The 15,027-nt window shown below is 55.8% G+C and carries 15 protein-coding genes and 5 tRNA genes; 6 read left to right on the top strand and 14 right to left on the bottom strand.

Annotated elements, in window-relative coordinates; genetic code table 11:
* Window positions 1-34 precede the first annotated feature (34 nt).
* From cmoB to uvrB, 12 genes are all read right to left on the bottom strand, one after another.
* Entirely contained in the window at window positions 35-1,051 is a 1,017-nt protein-coding gene (cmoB, locus tag J1C54_RS09995) for a tRNA 5-methoxyuridine(34)/uridine 5-oxyacetic acid(34) synthase CmoB (RefSeq protein WP_370635643.1), read from the bottom strand.
* Window positions 1,006-1,746, bottom strand: a complete 741-nt coding sequence (gene cmoA / locus J1C54_RS09990; RefSeq protein WP_229147000.1) for a carboxy-S-adenosyl-L-methionine synthase CmoA — start codon at window positions 1,744-1,746, stop codon at window positions 1,006-1,008. Before cmoA ends, cmoB begins: the two co-directional genes overlap by 46 nt.
* Window positions 1,747-1,805: 59 nt before the next feature.
* Window positions 1,806-1,882 (bottom strand) — tRNA-Pro (locus J1C54_RS09985).
* A gap of 69 nt (window positions 1,883-1,951) precedes the next feature.
* Window positions 1,952-2,308, bottom strand: coding sequence for a MerR family transcriptional regulator (locus J1C54_RS09980; protein ID WP_229146998.1), 357 nt, complete (start codon window positions 2,306-2,308; stop codon window positions 1,952-1,954).
* Window positions 2,289-2,591 (bottom strand): integration host factor subunit alpha, encoded by a 303-nt coding sequence (gene ihfA, locus J1C54_RS09975; RefSeq protein WP_229146997.1) that lies wholly within the window; start codon window positions 2,589-2,591, stop codon window positions 2,289-2,291. Before ihfA ends, J1C54_RS09980 begins: the two co-directional genes overlap by 20 nt.
* A 14-nt stretch (window positions 2,592-2,605) precedes the next feature.
* Complete coding sequence (pheT, locus tag J1C54_RS09970; protein ID WP_229146996.1) at window positions 2,606-4,981, bottom strand: phenylalanine--tRNA ligase subunit beta; 2,376 nt, start codon at window positions 4,979-4,981, stop codon at window positions 2,606-2,608.
* Window positions 4,982-5,008: 27 nt separating this feature from the next.
* A complete protein-coding gene (gene pheS, locus J1C54_RS09965) occupies window positions 5,009-6,028 on the bottom strand; it encodes a phenylalanine--tRNA ligase subunit alpha (RefSeq protein WP_229146995.1) in 1,020 nt (339 codons plus the stop codon).
* Window positions 6,029-6,126: 98 nt separating this feature from the next.
* On the bottom strand, window positions 6,127-6,483 hold the full coding sequence (gene rplT, locus J1C54_RS09960) for a 50S ribosomal protein L20 (protein WP_229146992.1): 357 nt from the start codon (window positions 6,481-6,483) through the stop codon (window positions 6,127-6,129).
* A gap of 47 nt (window positions 6,484-6,530) precedes the next feature.
* The gene (gene rpmI, locus J1C54_RS09955) at window positions 6,531-6,725 is read right to left on the bottom strand and encodes a 50S ribosomal protein L35 (RefSeq protein ID WP_229146990.1); all 195 of its coding nucleotides are present in this window, start codon (window positions 6,723-6,725) and stop codon (window positions 6,531-6,533) included.
* 48 nt (window positions 6,726-6,773) lie between these two features.
* Window positions 6,774-7,316 (bottom strand): translation initiation factor IF-3, encoded by a 543-nt coding sequence (gene infC / locus J1C54_RS09950; protein WP_229147126.1) that lies wholly within the window; start codon window positions 7,314-7,316, stop codon window positions 6,774-6,776.
* Window positions 7,317-7,457: 141 nt separating this feature from the next.
* Window positions 7,458-7,534, bottom strand: a tRNA-Val gene (locus J1C54_RS09945).
* A gap of 80 nt (window positions 7,535-7,614) precedes the next feature.
* On the bottom strand, window positions 7,615-9,645 hold the full coding sequence (gene uvrB, locus J1C54_RS09940) for an excinuclease ABC subunit UvrB (protein ID WP_229146987.1): 2,031 nt from the start codon (window positions 9,643-9,645) through the stop codon (window positions 7,615-7,617).
* Between the two features lie 117 nt (window positions 9,646-9,762).
* On the opposite strand from uvrB, the gene J1C54_RS09935 reads away from it, so the two are divergent.
* Both J1C54_RS09935 and J1C54_RS09930 read left to right on the top strand, forming a co-directional pair.
* A complete protein-coding gene (locus tag J1C54_RS09935) occupies window positions 9,763-10,947 on the top strand; it encodes a pyridoxal phosphate-dependent aminotransferase (protein ID WP_229146984.1) in 1,185 nt (394 codons plus the stop codon).
* A gap of 94 nt (window positions 10,948-11,041) precedes the next feature.
* Window positions 11,042-11,117: transfer RNA gene (locus J1C54_RS09930), tRNA-Asn, on the top strand.
* 119 nt (window positions 11,118-11,236) lie between these two features.
* Here the strand turns inward: J1C54_RS09930 and J1C54_RS09925 are convergent.
* Window positions 11,237-11,312 (bottom strand) — tRNA-Gly (locus J1C54_RS09925).
* A gap of 26 nt (window positions 11,313-11,338) precedes the next feature.
* Window positions 11,339-11,414, bottom strand: a tRNA-Glu gene (locus J1C54_RS09920).
* 106 nt (window positions 11,415-11,520) lie between these two features.
* Between J1C54_RS09920 and J1C54_RS09915 the strand changes: the two genes are divergently transcribed.
* From J1C54_RS09915 to htpX, 4 genes are all read left to right on the top strand, one after another.
* Complete coding sequence (locus J1C54_RS09915) at window positions 11,521-12,180, top strand: glutathione S-transferase family protein (RefSeq protein WP_229146981.1); 660 nt, start codon at window positions 11,521-11,523, stop codon at window positions 12,178-12,180.
* 79 nt (window positions 12,181-12,259) lie between these two features.
* Window positions 12,260-13,486 carry a pyridoxal phosphate-dependent aminotransferase gene (locus J1C54_RS09910; protein WP_229146979.1) on the top strand — a complete coding sequence of 409 codons (1,227 nt, stop codon included), beginning with the start codon at window positions 12,260-12,262 and terminating at the stop codon, window positions 13,484-13,486.
* A 15-nt stretch (window positions 13,487-13,501) separates the two neighbouring features.
* Window positions 13,502-13,993, top strand: a complete 492-nt coding sequence (locus J1C54_RS09905; protein ID WP_229146977.1) for a hypothetical protein — start codon at window positions 13,502-13,504, stop codon at window positions 13,991-13,993.
* Between the two features lie 113 nt (window positions 13,994-14,106).
* Window positions 14,107-15,000 carry a protease HtpX gene (gene htpX, locus J1C54_RS09900; protein ID WP_229146975.1) on the top strand — a complete coding sequence of 298 codons (894 nt, stop codon included), beginning with the start codon at window positions 14,107-14,109 and terminating at the stop codon, window positions 14,998-15,000.
* Window positions 15,001-15,027: the final 27 nt, after the last annotated feature.

Raw genomic sequence — 15,027 nt, 5'->3', positions numbered from 1 at the left:
GCGGGTGCATAGTATGGCAAAGATACCACGCCGGTCAGCGCAGCGGGCGTCGCGCTATCAGTGCCGCGCGACAAGGCGCCGGGTAGCCCTCAATGGTCAGCTGCGGATTGTCATCACTGAGGAAATCAGACAGCGACTGAAACGTCATCCAGTTGGTGGCACGCTGCTCATCTGCGGTCGTCGTTGAAACATCTATGACGCGGACATCAATAAACCCGCACCGTAGCAACCAGCGCTCCAGCATGGCAACAGAGGGCAGGAAATAGACATTACGCATCGACGCATAACGATCTTCCGGCATCAATACCGTGCGCACATCCCCGTCTACTATGAGGGTTTCCAGCACCAGCTCTCCGCCGGGCTTGAGCGCCGCAAATAACTCAAGCAAATGGTCCAGCGGGGAGCGGCGGTGGTACAACACGCCCATGGAAAACACGGTATCGAAGCTACTTGCTCCGGCTGGCATTTCCTCCATGCGTACGGGGGCAAACCAAACCGGCAACTGCGCCGTGTAACGCCGGACGGCCAGATACTGGAACAGGTAAAGCAGCGTCGGATCAATACCCAGAACTGCGTGGGCGCCGGCGGCAGCCATGCGCCAGCAGTGATAGCCGGAGCCACAACCAACGTCCAGAACCGTTCGGCCGCCCAGATCACTGATATGCGGTGCAATACGATTCCATTTCAAGTCAGAGCGCCACTCGGTATCAATGTGCACGCCAAAGAAGTCGAATGGTCCTTTGCGCCACGGCATCAGCTGCCGCAGGGGTGCGGCAACCCCTATGTCCACATCCAATGACGCAGCAGTGGTTAATGTGACGCAACTCTGGTCTGCATTAACACTTGCAGCGACGTCAGGCAGAGCCTCGATGGCGGCCTGCCAGCGAGGCATGTCACCATGGGGCTGTTGAATAAGCCTTTGCCGGCTCAGGTCGTCAGCGGGCTTTTGCCAGACTGGAGCAAAATCGCTCAGTGCCTCGCTCAGCGCATCACAGTACTCGCCAATCACCGTATGGCCACCAGGGAAAGAAAATTGAAGCAACGAAACCACACATGCACTTCACTGAATCCAGCAGCGCGCAGGCGACTTTCATGTGTGGCCAGAGTTTCAGGAATCAAAACATTTTCCAGCGCAGTACGCTTTTGACTAATTTCCATATCGGAGTAGCCATTGTTGCGCTTGAATGCGTGATGAAGAGCCTGCTGCAGGTCATCCTCGTGAGGGTCCTCAAAGCGAATTTTTTCCGATAATAAAAGAATGTCGCCCGGCTGCAATGCAGACGCCAAACGCCGAATAAGCGTGTCTCGATCGGCCACCGGCAAGAACTGAAGGGTGAAGTTGAGTACTGCCACTGAGGCGTTCTCAAACGCCACATCGCGGATATCAGCTTGCCGCAGATTAACCGAAAGAGAAGGTCTGGCTTCGTCAATCAATTGGCGCGCACGGGCTATCATTGCTGCAGAATTATCCACTGCCACGATGCGACAATCCCGATGTGGAACTAATGACGCCATGGCCAGGGTTGCCGCTCCGAGAGAACAGCCCAGATCATAAAGACAACTACCCGGGCGGGCGTAGCGAGCTGCCATTACACCAATCATTTCAACCACTGTGCCGTAGCCGGGCACCGAGCGACTGATCATGTCAGGGAAAACCCGGACCACCTGCTCATCAAAGGAGAAGCGCTCGATTATTCCGCGCTGATCGACATATATCCGGTCAGTATCCTCTGTCCTGTTGCTCATAGGGGTCCGTCCGGCACCGACAAAAAAGGCCGCTAAGCGGCCTTTCCAGTTCTTGATATTGGTCGGGACGGCAGGATTTGAACCTGCGACCCCTTGCCCCCCAGGCAAGTGCGCTACCAGACTGCGCTACGCCCCGACAGGCGGTGATCCTTGGCTCGATCACAAAGCGGCGCAATCATAACGGATGCGCCCGGGGGATGAAACCTCAGGTTCGCAAAACCAGCAACACTTCTTCCAGCTCAACAATCATCTGTCGAATCAGCTGATGATAATGGCTGGACTGCTCAGCACTGGGCGCACCTGTTAATTGCTGCCGGGCACCACCAATAGTAAAGCCCTGATCGTATAGCAGGCTGCGAATCTGACGAATCATCAGCACGTCCTGACGCTGATAGTAACGTCTGTTGCCACGCCGCTTCACAGGCTTAAGCTGTGGGAATTCCTGCTCCCAATAGCGCAGCACGTGCGGCTTTACATCACACAACTCACTGACTTCACCGATAGTGAAGTAGCGCTTCCCCGGAATGACCGGTAGCTGGTCGTTATTCCCTGGTTCCAGCATATGCCTCAACCCGCTGCTTCAGTTTTTGCCCGGGACGGAAAGTCACAACCCGCCGGGCAGTAATAGGAATCTCTTCGCCAGTCTTGGGATTTCGGCCGGGACGCTGGCTTTTGTCACGCAAATCAAAATTTCCGAAACCGGATAGTTTGACTGGGATATTGCCTTCCAGGGACCGGCGGATCTCCTCAAAAAACATTTCCACCATTTCCTTGGCTTCCCGCTTGTTGAGACCTAGCTCCTCAAACAGACGTTCAGCCAGATCGGCCTTGGTCAGCGCAGTCATTAGCGTTCCTCGAATCAATCCCGCAAGTGGGCGTTAAATTCTTGTTTTAGCAAGGATACTACAGCTTCTGTCAGGCTGCTAATGTCCGATTCGCCAAGGGTGCGGGAACGGTCCTGGAAGGTCAAGCCCAAAGCCAGACTGACATTGCCTTCGCCAATATTTTGTCCCCGATATACGTCGAAAAGGCGTAGATCACGCAGGCTTTGACCGCAAATTTCGCGAACTGCTGCCATGACCTGAGCCGCTGGCACTGTCCCGGGCAAGACAAAAGCCAAATCACGTCGAACCGCAGGGAAATCAGATATTTCGGCGAATTTTGGCAAAGATGCCGGCAATATCTGCTCTATTTCCAACTCAAAAAGATAAATATCCTGACTAATATCCAGCTTGGTCGCCAGCGCGGGGTGAATCCTGCCAAGCCACCCAACTGACATGCCGGCGCGGCTCAGGCGGGCACACTGACCAGGGTGCAGCCCATCGCACTCGCCAGATTCAAACTGCCAGGTGCTATCTCCCGTCAGCCCCAGCAGCGCCTCCACATCACCCTTGAGGTCAAAAAAATCCACCTTGCGAGGCTTGCCATCCCAATGCTGCGGCTGCGCCGGCCCATACAACAGACCGGCAATCATTGGCTCCTGACGCAGGCCTTCGGCAGACGGAACAAAGCGCAGACCAGTTTCAAAAAGGCGCAGCCGCTCGGCCTGACGGTTCAGGTTGTAGCGAGCAGTGGTTAACAACCCGGCCCAGAGACTACTGCGCATAACAGACAGCTCACTGGAGATAGGGTTGCTTAGCGCCAGCGGCGCGACACCGGGAGAGACCGCCGCCTGAGTCAGCGGGTCAACGAAGCTGTAGCTGATAACCTCCTGATAACCGCGATCCTGCAGTGCATCGGCGAAACGGCGGGGCGACAGCTGTGCCTCGCTTATCTTCGGCTCAGCACTGACACTGGGCAGATGACTGGGCAACCGGCTGTAGCCATAGACCCGGGCTAATTCTTCGACCAGGTCCTCCTCACGCTCGATATCAAAGCGCCAACTCGGGGCCAGCGCCGTCCAACGTTTCCCGGATTCGTGCCCGGCCACCTCCATGCCCAGCCGGCCGAGGATGTTTTCAATGCGCTCGCCGGACATGGCCATGCCCAGCAGACTTTCAAGTTTGTCAGCCCGCAGCGTCACTTCATTCTGACGGGGCAGGTGCGCCTCACTTTCAACGCACACCACCTCACCGACCTGACCGCCCGCAATCTCAACAATCAATTGACTGGCACGCTCAAGCGCCTGCTCCTGCAAACGAGGATCAACACCACGCTCAAAGCGATGGGAAGAATCAGTATGCAAACCATGGGCGCGAGCCTTGCCAGCCAGAGCCAGTGGCGCAAAGAAAGCACATTCAAGAAAAATAGATGTGGTGTCGGCACTAACGGCACTGGACTCGCCACCCATTACCCCCGCCAGCGCAAGCGGCCCTGACGCATCAGCGATCAACAGATCACCATGCTTGAGTTTTAAAGCCTGGCCATCCAGCAAAACGAGAGACTCGCCCTCCGCCGCTGCGCGCACATCAATGCCGCCATTTAGCTTTTCAAGATCGAAGGCATGCAGCGGTTGTCCCAGCTCAAGCAAGACATAATTAGTGACATCCACCAACGCATCAACGGAACGCAGCCCCGCACGGCGCAGCCTCTCTGTTAGCCAGAGAGGCGATTGCGCCTTGCTATTTACCCCCTCTATAACTCGTCCAAGGTAACGTGGGCAAGCGGCAGGCTCTGAGACCTTGACAGGAAAAGTCTTTGCCGAAGAAACGGGTGCAGCAACAATTTCCGGAGCACAGAAAGCGGCCTCAGTGAGCACGGAAACTTCGCGAGCAATACCTCGAATGCTCAGACAGTCCGCCCGGTTGGGAGTCAGACCGATCTCGATACACTGATCGTCCAACTGCAACCAGCGACGAAAATCTTCGCCCACAGGCGCATCCGCTGGCAGCTCCAGCAAACCGTCGATCACATCCTCCATACCAAGCTCGGATGCGCCACAAAGCATCCCCTGAGATTCCTGACCACGCAGCTTGGCCTTCTTGATCTTGATATCACCGGGCAGCTGCGCACCGATTTTTGCAAACGGCACCCGCAAACCAGCACGCACGTTAGGCGCACCACATACCACCGGGTAAACTCCATCGCCTGCATTTACTTCACACAGGGTCAGCTTGTCTGCTTCGGGATGAGGGCGAGTCGCCATTACTTCTGCAATCACCACTCCTGAGAACTCTGCCGCCGCCGGCTCTACAGCATCAACTTCTAACCCGGCCATGGTTAATTGATGTGCTAGCTGCTCAGTATTGATATCCGGGTTAACCCACTCTCTCAGCCAGGCTTCATTAAAACGCATTTTTCTCTCCTGAATGTGAGTAGTGGATTAGCGAAACTGCTTCAGGAAACGCACATCGTTCTCGAAGAACTTGCGCAGGTCATTCACGCCATAGCGCAGCATAGTGAGCCGCTCTACTCCCATACCGAAAGCAAAGCCGGAGTACTTTTGTGGATCCAGCCCGCCGTGCTCAAGCACTTTAGGATGGACCATGCCGCAGCCCATCACTTCCAACCAGCCAGTCTGCTTGCACACCCGACAGCCTTTACCGCTGCAAAGCACGCAACCAATATCCACTTCCGCCGAAGGCTCCGTGAATGGAAAGTAGGACGGCCGGAAACGCACAGCCAGATCATCTACTTCAAAAAAGGCTCGCAAGAATGCCGCAACAGTCCCACGCAAATCGGCAAAACTGACCGTCTCATCGACAAGCAGGCCTTCAACCTGGTGAAACATTGGCGTATGCGTCAGATCCGAGTCACAGCGATACACACGACCCGGCGCGATAATCCGGAATGGAGGCTTGCCCTGCTCCATCACGCGAATCTGCACTGGCGAAGTATGGGTGCGCAACAAACGGCCGTCACCAAAATAGAAAGTATCGTGCATGGCACGAGCCGGATGATGACCGGGAATATTTAGCGCCTCGAAATTATGGAAATCATCTTCCACTTCCGGGCCTTCAGAGATTTCATAACCAAGACGAACAAAAAAATCTTCGATACGGCGACGGGTTCGAGTTACCGGGTGCAATGCGCCGCTATGCTCGCCACGCCCTGGCATGGTTACATCCACTCGCTCGCTGGCAAGTTGCAACGCCAGACGCGCCGACTCGAGACTCTCGCGGCGCACAGAAAGAGCGGCTTCAACCTGATCGCGAGCCTCATTTACACGAGCACCGAATATTGGCCGCTCCTCGGCAGACAGCTGCCCCAGCCCTTTCATCAGCTGACTGATCTCACCTTTCTTGCCCAGATACTGCACACGCACTTCATCCAGTGCGCGCAGGTCCTGGGCGTTTTCCACGGCGGCTAATGCGGCCTGCGTCAGCGATTCAAGATTGCTCATTTCCGGCTCCTGTTAACCCGGCATCGAAACAAAAACGGGGGAAGAGCGCGAGCTCTTCCCCCGTTTACTGCTGTGCTGTGTGACGCGTCAGCGACAGATCAGGCGAGGCTCGCTTTGGCTTTTTCGGCCAAAGCAGCAAATGCCACCTGATCACGCACCGCCAGATCAGCCAGTACTTTACGGTCAATATCGATGTTTGCCTTCTTCAGCCCACCAATAAAGCGGCTGTACGACATACCCGAAATACGTGCACCGGCGTTAATACGCACGATCCACAGACGACGGAACTGACGCTTCTTCTGACGACGATCGCGGTAGGCGTACTGGCCCGCCTTGATCACTGCCTGAATGGCAACACGATAAACACGGCTGCGGGCACCATAGTAACCCTTAGCCAACTTCAGAATTTTCTTGTGCCGGCGACGGGCCTGCACACCACGCTTTACTCGAGCCATCTCAGATCTCCAAAAACCATATATTCAACGTTGTGCTGCGGGCCAGATCAGGCGAATGGCAGCATACGCTTCACCAACGCGACGTCAGAGGCATGCACCCCAGTCATCGGCCGGAGCTGACGAATCCGCTTTTGCGACTTCTTCGTCAGAATATGGCGTTTGAATGCCTGCTTGCGCTTGAAACCCGAGGCGGTTTTTCTAAAACGCTTGGCGGCCCCGCGATTTGACTTCATTTTAGGCATGACAGTATCTCTTCTCTTGCCGTTTCAACTCGAGCAACCGGAAATCGGTTACTTCTTCTTACTCCCAGGTGCCAGCACCATGATCATCTGCCGACCTTCCATGTTCGGGCGCTGTTCAACCACGCTGTGTTCAGCGAGATCCTGCTCAATCCGTTCAAGCAGTTGCAGCCCCAGCTCCTGGTGAGCCATTTCCCGACCACGGAAACGTACTGTTACCTTGGCCTTGTCCCCGTCCTCCAGAAAACGAATCAGGTTTTTCAGCTTGACCTGATAATCGCCAATGTCGGTGCCAGGGCGGAATTTGATTTCCTTAACCTGAATCTGCCGCGCTTTCTTGCGCGACTCTTTCTGTTTCTGCTTCAGTTCGAACAGGTGCTTGCCATAATCCATGATCTTGCAGACCGGCGGCTCTGCATCCGGGGAAATCTCCACCAGATCCATCTCTTTCGCCACTGCTGCAGCGATAGCTTCTGCCAACGGGGTAATACCCAACTGGTCGCCGTTGTCATCAATCAACCGCACTTCGCGGGCAGTTATCTGATCATTGATTTGGGCACGCTTATCGCCGCCCTTGGTCGCACGCTGCTTAATGTTCGAACCTCCGGTCCATTTCTATTTTGTCGCGCGGCATGCCGCCATCACGGGAGCAAATCATCGCAACACTCAAATGCTCAACCCCACGGTCCGCCAACCACCTGAAAAATCAGGAAATCTTCTGCCGTGGGGAAAATCTGGTAGGCACGATTGGACTCGAACCAACGACCCCCACCATGTCAAGGTGGTGCTCTAACCAACTGAGCTACGTGCCTGAAGTGGGGCGCATTCTAGTGACCTGCCGTCAGCAACTCAAGTATTTGTTGCCAATCGGCTAACTGGCCCGACCACCCCATCAGGACAAAGCAACAAACTGTTCGCGCAACCGGGCGACCCTGTCACGTAGCCGGGCTGCCTGCTCGAACTCCAGATTACGAGCATGCTCCATCATTTGCCCTTCAAGACGGCTTATCTCTCGGGCAATCTCAACAGGTCCGGCGGGTATGGCAGCAAACTCGGCCGACTCCTCGGCCACCTTGCGGCCACGCTTGCGGTCCGTACCTGCCGCACTTCCGGCAGAGAAGCTCTCCTCCAGAATATCGCGAACCCGCTTGTTCAGCGCCGTGGGCACGATACCATTGGCCTGATTGAACGCCTCCTGCTTGTGCCGGCGACGCTCAGTTTCACCGATGGCACGCTCCATGGAGCCCGTCATCCGATCCGCATACAGGATCGCCCTGCCCTCCAGGTTGCGTGCAGTGCGACCAATGGTCTGGATCAGCGAGCGCTCGGAACGCAAAAAGCCCTCTTTATCAGCATCGAATATGGCCACCAGCGCCACTTCAGGCATATCCAGGCCTTCACGCAGCAGGTTGATCCCCACCAGCACGTCGAACTTACCCAAGCGCAGGTCGCGAATGATCTCGACCCGCTCAACCGTATCTATATCCGAGTGCAGGTAACGGACCTGGACCTGATTCTCACGCAAATACTCTGTCAGGTCCTCAGCCATCCGCTTGGTCAGTACGGTAATCAGTACTCGCTGCCCTTTGGCCACACACAGGCGTATCTCACCAAGCACATCATCGACCTGCCCTGTGGCTGGTCGCACCTCAATAACAGGATCCAGCAGCCCAGTGGGCCTGACTACTTGCTCCACCACCTGACCCGCATGGGATGCCTCATAAGGGCCCGGGGTGGCTGATACAAAAATGCCCTGCGGAGCAATACGCTCCCACTCCTCAAATTTCAGTGGCCGGTTGTCCAGCGCCGAAGGCAAGCGGAAGCCATACTCCACCAAAGTCTCCTTACGGGACCGATCCCCCTTATACATGGCCCCGATTTGCGGCACGGTGACGTGGGACTCGTCAATCACCAACAGGGCGTCATCCGGCAGATAATCAAATAGCGTCGGTGGCGGCTCTCCCGGCGCCCTTCCGGAAAACAGTCGCGAATAGTTTTCGATGCCGTTGCAATAGCCCAGCTCATTAAGCATTTCGATATCGAACCGGGTGCGCTGCTCAAGCCGCTGCGCCTCTACCAACTTGTCGCGCTCACGCAGGTCTTTCAGGCGACTTTCCAACTCCGCTTTGATCTTCTCGACGGCGGCAAGCACGGTTTCCCGCGGTGTGACATAGTGACTTTTAGGGTAAACGCTGATCCGGCTCACCCTGCGCAGAACCTCCCCGGTGAGAGGATCGAACAGGGCGATGTTGTCGACCTCCTCATCAAACAGCTCGATCCTTATTGCCTCACGATCGGAATCCGCCGGAAAAATGTCGATAACATCTCCGCGCACCCTGTAGGTACCACGATGGAAGTCCATCTCGTTGCGAGTGTATTGCAGCTCCGCCAGCCGCCGCAGTACGGCGCGCTGGTCGATTTTGTCGCCACGCACCACATGCAGCAGCATGGAAAGGTAGCTGGCTGGGTCACCAAGGCCATATATGGCGGATACTGAAGCGACGATCAGCACATCGCGACGCTCCATCAGTGCCTTGGTGGCCGAAAGGCGCATCTGCTCGATCTGCTCATTGACCGAAGAGTCCTTCTCGATAAAGGTATCCGAGGATGGCACATAGGCCTCGGGCTGGTAGTAGTCGTAATAGGAAACGAAGTACTCAACTGCGTTTTCAGGGAAAAACTCACGAAACTCGCTGTACAACTGGGCAGCCAGGGTCTTGTTTGGCGCCAGCACGATAGTAGGCCGCTGAACCGACTGGACCACATTGGCAATCGTGAAGGTCTTGCCTGAACCCGTCACCCCAAGCAGGGTCTGGTGGGCCAGCCCGGACTCCAGGCCGTCGATCAGCCCGGCAATAGCCGCCGGCTGGTCCCCCGCAGGGGAATAATCCGAGCACAATTTAAAGGATTCTGTGGATGCCATTTAAGCCTGTCCCGGGATTAGATAGAATACGCGGCCCGCGAGGGTCGCCGAAGGGCACCCTTACAGGCGCCACAAGCGCACCATCATCCGCCGCTCACTTAAAAAGACGAGGAGTGCATGTCCGAACTCAATCTCTCCGACCGCGTACAACGCATCAAGCCATCTCCTACCCTGGCTGTTTCAAACCGTGCAGCAGAGCTGCGTGCCCAGGGCAAAGACATTATCGGTCTCGGCGTCGGCGAGCCGGATTTCGATACGCCGGATCATATCAAACAAGCGGCAATCGAAGCGATTCAACAGGGAAAAACCAAATATACCGCCGTTGACGGCACCCCCTCGCTGAAAAAAGCTGTGGTTGCCAAATTCAAGCGCGAAAACGGTCTTGATTACCAACCCAATCAGGTTCTGGTCTCCTCGGGTGGTAAACAAAGCTTCTTCAACATGGCGCTCGCATTTCTTAACGACGGAGACGAGGCAGTCATTCCGGCCCCCTACTGGGTGTCCTACCCAGACATGGTACTGATCGCCGGTGGTGAACCCGTGATCATTGAGACTACGGTTGAACAGCGCTTCAAGGTCACCGCCGAGCAAGTGGAAAAGGCCATCACGCCGAAAACCCGCCTGTTTGTGATCAACAGCCCATCTAACCCCAGTGGCATTGCCTACACAGAGGAAGAGCTGGCCGAGATCGGTGCGGTGCTGCGCAAGCACCCCAACATCCTGATTGCCACGGATGATATGTATGAGCATATCCTGTGGACCGGCAAACCGTTCGTGAACATCCTCAATGTGTGCCCGGACCTGTACGACCGAACCATCGTTATGAACGGTGTCTCCAAGGCCTACAGTATGACCGGTTGGCGGATTGGCTACGCAGCCGGCCCGCTCAAGCTGATCAAGGCAATGACCAAGGTGCAAAGTCAAAGCACCTCTAACCCTGCCTCGATCAGTCAGGCCGCCGCAGAAGCCGCACTGAATGGCCCGCAGGACTGTGTTAGCGAGATGGTTGTTGCCTTCAAGGCGCGCCATGACTGGCTGGTAGCTGCCCTGAATGCCCTGCCGGGTGTCACCTGCCTGGAAGGCGATGGCACCTTCTATGCGTTCGCCGACTTCAATCAGGCGATCCGTGATCTGGGCCTGAAAGACGATCTGGAACTGGCGGAGAAGTTGCTTGAAGGTGGTGTCGCGCTGGTTCCGGGCTCCGCTTTTGGCACCCCGGGCTGTTTGCGACTGTCCTTTGCCGTGAGCCTCGACACCCTGAAATCAGCGGTCGAACGCATCGCTGCAGTGTTGGGCAAATAAGAAAATGTGCTACCGCGGATAAATAAGCAACAATCGGTCAGGAGAGGGGTTGACCCTCTCCGGGACCAACACTATGATTCGCGGCCTCAGTTATTCCGCCTTAGCTCAGTCGGTAGAGCAACTGACTGTTAATCAGTGGGTCGCTGGTTCGAGCCCAGCAGGCGGAGCCAATCTGGACGAAAAGGGGTCACTTCGGTGGCCCCTTTTTTATGCCCACAACATTTCAGTCATGACAACCCGGATGCTCAGAAACAGAAACGGCGCCCGAAGGCGCCGTTCTGAAAAAATATGGAGCGGGAAACGAGACTCGAACTCGCGACCCCGACCTTGGCAAGGTCGTGCTCTACCAACTGAGCTATTCCCGCTTGATGCTTCCTGCCACTCGCTTGAATGGCGTCCCCTAGGGGATTCGAACCCCTGTTACCGCCGTGAAAGGGCGGTGTCCTGGGCCTCTAGACGAAGGGGACCTGGAAAGCGGCGCAAGTCTATGTTTGCCCCCGCACTGCGTCAAGGCCCATTGACGGGAAATCCCTGCCTTGGTCATATAGCAGCTCAATTTTTTCGGAGCTTCCCATGGAACTCAAGCTGTATGGCGCCGCCCTGTCTCCCTTTGTGCGTAAAACCCGCATTTTCATGCAGGAAAAAAACATTCCTTTTGAAGCCATCCACATTGACCCAAACAATCCCCCGGAAGACTTCGTCAACCTGAATCCGCTTAAGCGCATCCCGGTGCTGCAGCATGGTGACCGGACCTTGGCAGACTCCGCCGTGATCTGTCGCTATCTGGAATCACTGTTCCCGGAAAACCCGCTATACCCGACTGACGCTTGGGAACAGGCTCGCTGTGCCTGGTTTGAAAAATTCGCCGACTACGAACTGGGGGTGTGCTGCACTTTCAGCGTATTCCGCAACCGCGTCATCATGCCGCTAGTGGGGCGCCCATGTGATGAAGAAAAAGTGCAAAAAGCCCTCAACAGCACTATCCCACCACTATTCGCCTATCTGGATAACGAGCTCGCCGGCAAGGAGTTTCTGGTTGGCGAGCAAATGACCATCGCAGATATCGCTGTGGCCAGCCAGATGGTCAACCTGCTCCACGGCGGTGAGTCCGTCGATAAAGAACGGTATCCGAATCTGGCCGCCCACACTGAACGGATGCATGCCCGCCCGGCATTTGCCAGCACCATCGCCAAAGAAAGCGGATTTGTGGAGAAAGTCCGAGCAAAACCCTGATCTTGTCCACCAGCCTGCATATACAGTCTTTTCAGCGGCATTGTAGAATGCCGCTTTACTCGATTTCAGAGTCGCAGCGATGAGCAATCCGAAAAGTATCTTCAAATCTGACAAACTCCAGGGTGTCTGCTACGACATACGCGGTCCGGTGCTACGCGAAGCTAACCGGATGGAGGAGGAAGGCCATCGCATTATCAAGCTGAACATTGGCAACCCGGCACCGTTCGGATTCGACGCCCCGGAGGAAATTCTTCAGGACGTGATTACCAACCTGCCGGATTCCAGTGGCTACTGCCATTCCAAGGGACTGTTTCCGGCCCGCAAGGCAGTGATGCACTACACTCAGGCAAAGGGCATCAAGGGTGTCACCATCGATGACATCATCATCGGTAACGGTGTCTCCGAACTGATCGTCATGGCTATGCAGGCTTTGGTAAATAACGGTGACGAAATCCTGATACCCGCTCCGGACTATCCGTTGTGGACTGCGGCAGTGCGTCTGTCCGGTGGCAAGCCGGTACATTACCTGTGTGATGAACAGCAGGATTGGCAGCCATCTCTGGATGATATTCGCGCCAAAATCGGCCCCAATACCCGGGCTCTGGTGATCATTAATCCTAACAATCCCACCGGCGCCAACTACAGCCAGACCTTCCTGCGTGAGCTGCTGGAGATTGCTCGTCAGAATGACTTGATCGTTCTCGCCGACGAGATCTACGACAAGATTCTCTATGATGAAGAAAAGCACATATCCATAGCCTCCATGGCTGACGACTTGCTGTTCGTCACCTTCAACGGCCTGTCAAAGAGTTATCGGGCTGCCGGCTTCCGTTCTGGCTGGATGGTAGTTTCCGGCGCCAAGCACCGTGCCCATGACTTTATTGAAGGTCTGGAAATGCTGGCCTCAATGCGTTTGTGTGCCAACGTACCGGCCCAGCATGCGATTCAGACTGCGCTAGGTGGCTACCAGAGCATTGATGATCTTGTGCTGCCCACAGGTCGCCTCGGCAGACAACGGGACCTGGCGTGGAAACTGCTTAATGAGATTCCCGGTGTGTCCTGCGTAAAGCCAAAGTCGGCCCTATACATGTTCCCGCGTCTGGATCCCGAGATTTACCCGATCGAAGACGATGAGGCCTTCGCCCTTGATTTGCTGCGCCAGGAAAAAGTGCTAGTAGTCCAGGGCACAGCATTCAACTGGCCCAAGCCTGACCACTTCCGCATCGTCTTTCTGCCCAGTCCGGACGACCTGCGCGAGTCCATCGGCCGAATAGGCCGCTACCTTGAGCGCATGCGCAAGCAGTAACCAGGGAGCTGGCCGTTGGCTGATCTGCATATCGATGACTTTTGCCGAGATGCGGCACTGATTCTGCTGCATCTTTACAGCGCCTTTCCGCGCCGCACTTCAGTCTATGTGGAGGATATCAGCGGTCTGGATACCACCGACGACGTGGGCTTGCATTCTGAGCGGCACATGGCCTGCCTCGGCACCATGCTGTGGCTGGCGGAAGAGGACTACCTGCGCTTTGAAGCAATGATCTATCAGGATGGCATTGATCAGGCAGTGCTGACCGGCAAGGCCTTCACGTTGCTGTGCGGCCTCTCCCAGATACGCTACCAGCAGCCCATGCCCGACCTGCCTGACTCACTGATGGTTGAAAAGATCACCGTGGTCGAGCAAATCCGGGCGGTGCTGAGAAGTGGCGAGTCCAGCAAGATCAGCGCCATGATGAGATATTTCTTCTCATCCATGCCGCAACAGATCATTCTTCCTACCGCCCCGCTGGCGGGGCCCTGCGAGACGCCAGAATAAATGCTGACAGCGGGAACTCTTGAGCACCGGGAGAATCTCTATTGCGCAGCCTTGAAAAGACTTTGAGCTGCCATCATATCGGTGCAATAACCTGACAACGGAGTAAAACCATCATGAAGCGTGTCGCGCTCTTTCTGCTGACCAACCTGGCGATCCTTGTCGTCGGTGGTATCGTGCTGAATCTGCTCGGCTTCACCGGCATTCTCGCGCAAAACGGTGTTGATCTGGATATGCGTGCGCTGTTCGTTCTGGCGCTGGTATTCGGCTTCGCCGGCTCGTTTATTTCCCTGCTTATTTCCAAACCCATGGCAAAGATGGCGGCCAAGGTGCAGGTCATTCAACAGCCGCGCAGCCAGAATGAAATATGGCTAATGGATACGGTGGCCGAACTGGCGCGCAAGGCCAATATTGGCATGCCGGAAGTCGGTATTTTTCCAGCTCAGCAGGCCAATGCCTTTGCCACCGGCTGGAACAAGAACAAGGCTCTGGTGGCCGTATCCGAGGGCATGCTGCAGCGCTTTCCCCGCGAAGAAGTAAAAGCCGTCATGGCCCACGAGATAGGACATGTGGCCAATGGCGATATGGTCACCCTTTCGCTGGTACAGGGCGTTGTGAACACCTTTGTGATTTTCTTCGCCCGGGTGATCGGCTTCTTCGTCGACCGTGTGGTACTGAAAAATGAGCGGGGCCTTGGTCCTGGCTACTACATCACATCCATTGTCATGGATATCGTTCTGGGCTTTGTTGCAATGGCCATCGTCGCCTGGTTCTCGCGCCAGCGTGAATACCGAGCCGACGTTGCCGGCGCTCAGCTGGCCGACCGCCGCGGTATGATCAACGCACTGCAGCGTATCAAGGCCGAGTATGGAGTGCCCAACCAGATGCCCGATTCGATGGTGGCCTTTGGCATTAACGGTGGCGGCCTCAAGGGGCTGAAGACTCTGTTCGCCTCGCACCCTCCTTTGGATGACCGTATCGCTGCACTAACCGAGCAACGTCACGGCTAACACTGAGCAAACAGACAAGGGCGCCAT

Origin of the sequence: Alcanivorax sp. 1008 (genome assembly GCF_020667895.1) — a bacterium.
Taxonomy (GTDB): domain Bacteria; phylum Pseudomonadota; class Gammaproteobacteria; order Pseudomonadales; family Alcanivoracaceae; genus PGZG01.
This window is presented reverse-complemented; position numbering and strand designations above follow the sequence as displayed.

Excerpts from the sequence above, each read along its gene's own strand:
- J1C54_RS09980 (WP_229146998.1), bottom strand. The coding sequence starts at position 2,308 with ATGCTGGAACCAGGGAATAACGACCAGCTACCGGTCATTCCGGGGAAG.
- rpmI (WP_229146990.1), bottom strand. The coding sequence starts at position 6,725 with ATGCCTAAAATGAAGTCAAATCGCGGGGCCGCCAAGCGTTTTAGAAAA.
- pheT (WP_229146996.1), bottom strand. The coding sequence starts at position 4,981 with ATGCGTTTTAATGAAGCCTGGCTGAGAGAGTGGGTTAACCCGGATATC.
- pheS (WP_229146995.1), bottom strand. The coding sequence starts at position 6,028 with ATGAGCAATCTTGAATCGCTGACGCAGGCCGCATTAGCCGCCGTGGAA.
- J1C54_RS09915 (WP_229146981.1), top strand. The coding sequence starts at position 11,521 with ATGGAACTCAAGCTGTATGGCGCCGCCCTGTCTCCCTTTGTGCGTAAA.
- J1C54_RS09935 (WP_229146984.1), top strand. The coding sequence starts at position 9,763 with ATGTCCGAACTCAATCTCTCCGACCGCGTACAACGCATCAAGCCATCT.
- J1C54_RS09910 (WP_229146979.1), top strand. The coding sequence starts at position 12,260 with ATGAGCAATCCGAAAAGTATCTTCAAATCTGACAAACTCCAGGGTGTC.
- htpX (WP_229146975.1), top strand. The coding sequence starts at position 14,107 with ATGAAGCGTGTCGCGCTCTTTCTGCTGACCAACCTGGCGATCCTTGTC.
- ihfA (WP_229146997.1), bottom strand. The coding sequence starts at position 2,591 with ATGACTGCGCTGACCAAGGCCGATCTGGCTGAACGTCTGTTTGAGGAG.
- cmoA (WP_229147000.1), bottom strand. The coding sequence starts at position 1,746 with ATGAGCAACAGGACAGAGGATACTGACCGGATATATGTCGATCAGCGC.
- rplT (WP_229146992.1), bottom strand. The coding sequence starts at position 6,483 with ATGGCTCGAGTAAAGCGTGGTGTGCAGGCCCGTCGCCGGCACAAGAAA.
- uvrB (WP_229146987.1), bottom strand. The coding sequence starts at position 9,645 with ATGGCATCCACAGAATCCTTTAAATTGTGCTCGGATTATTCCCCTGCG.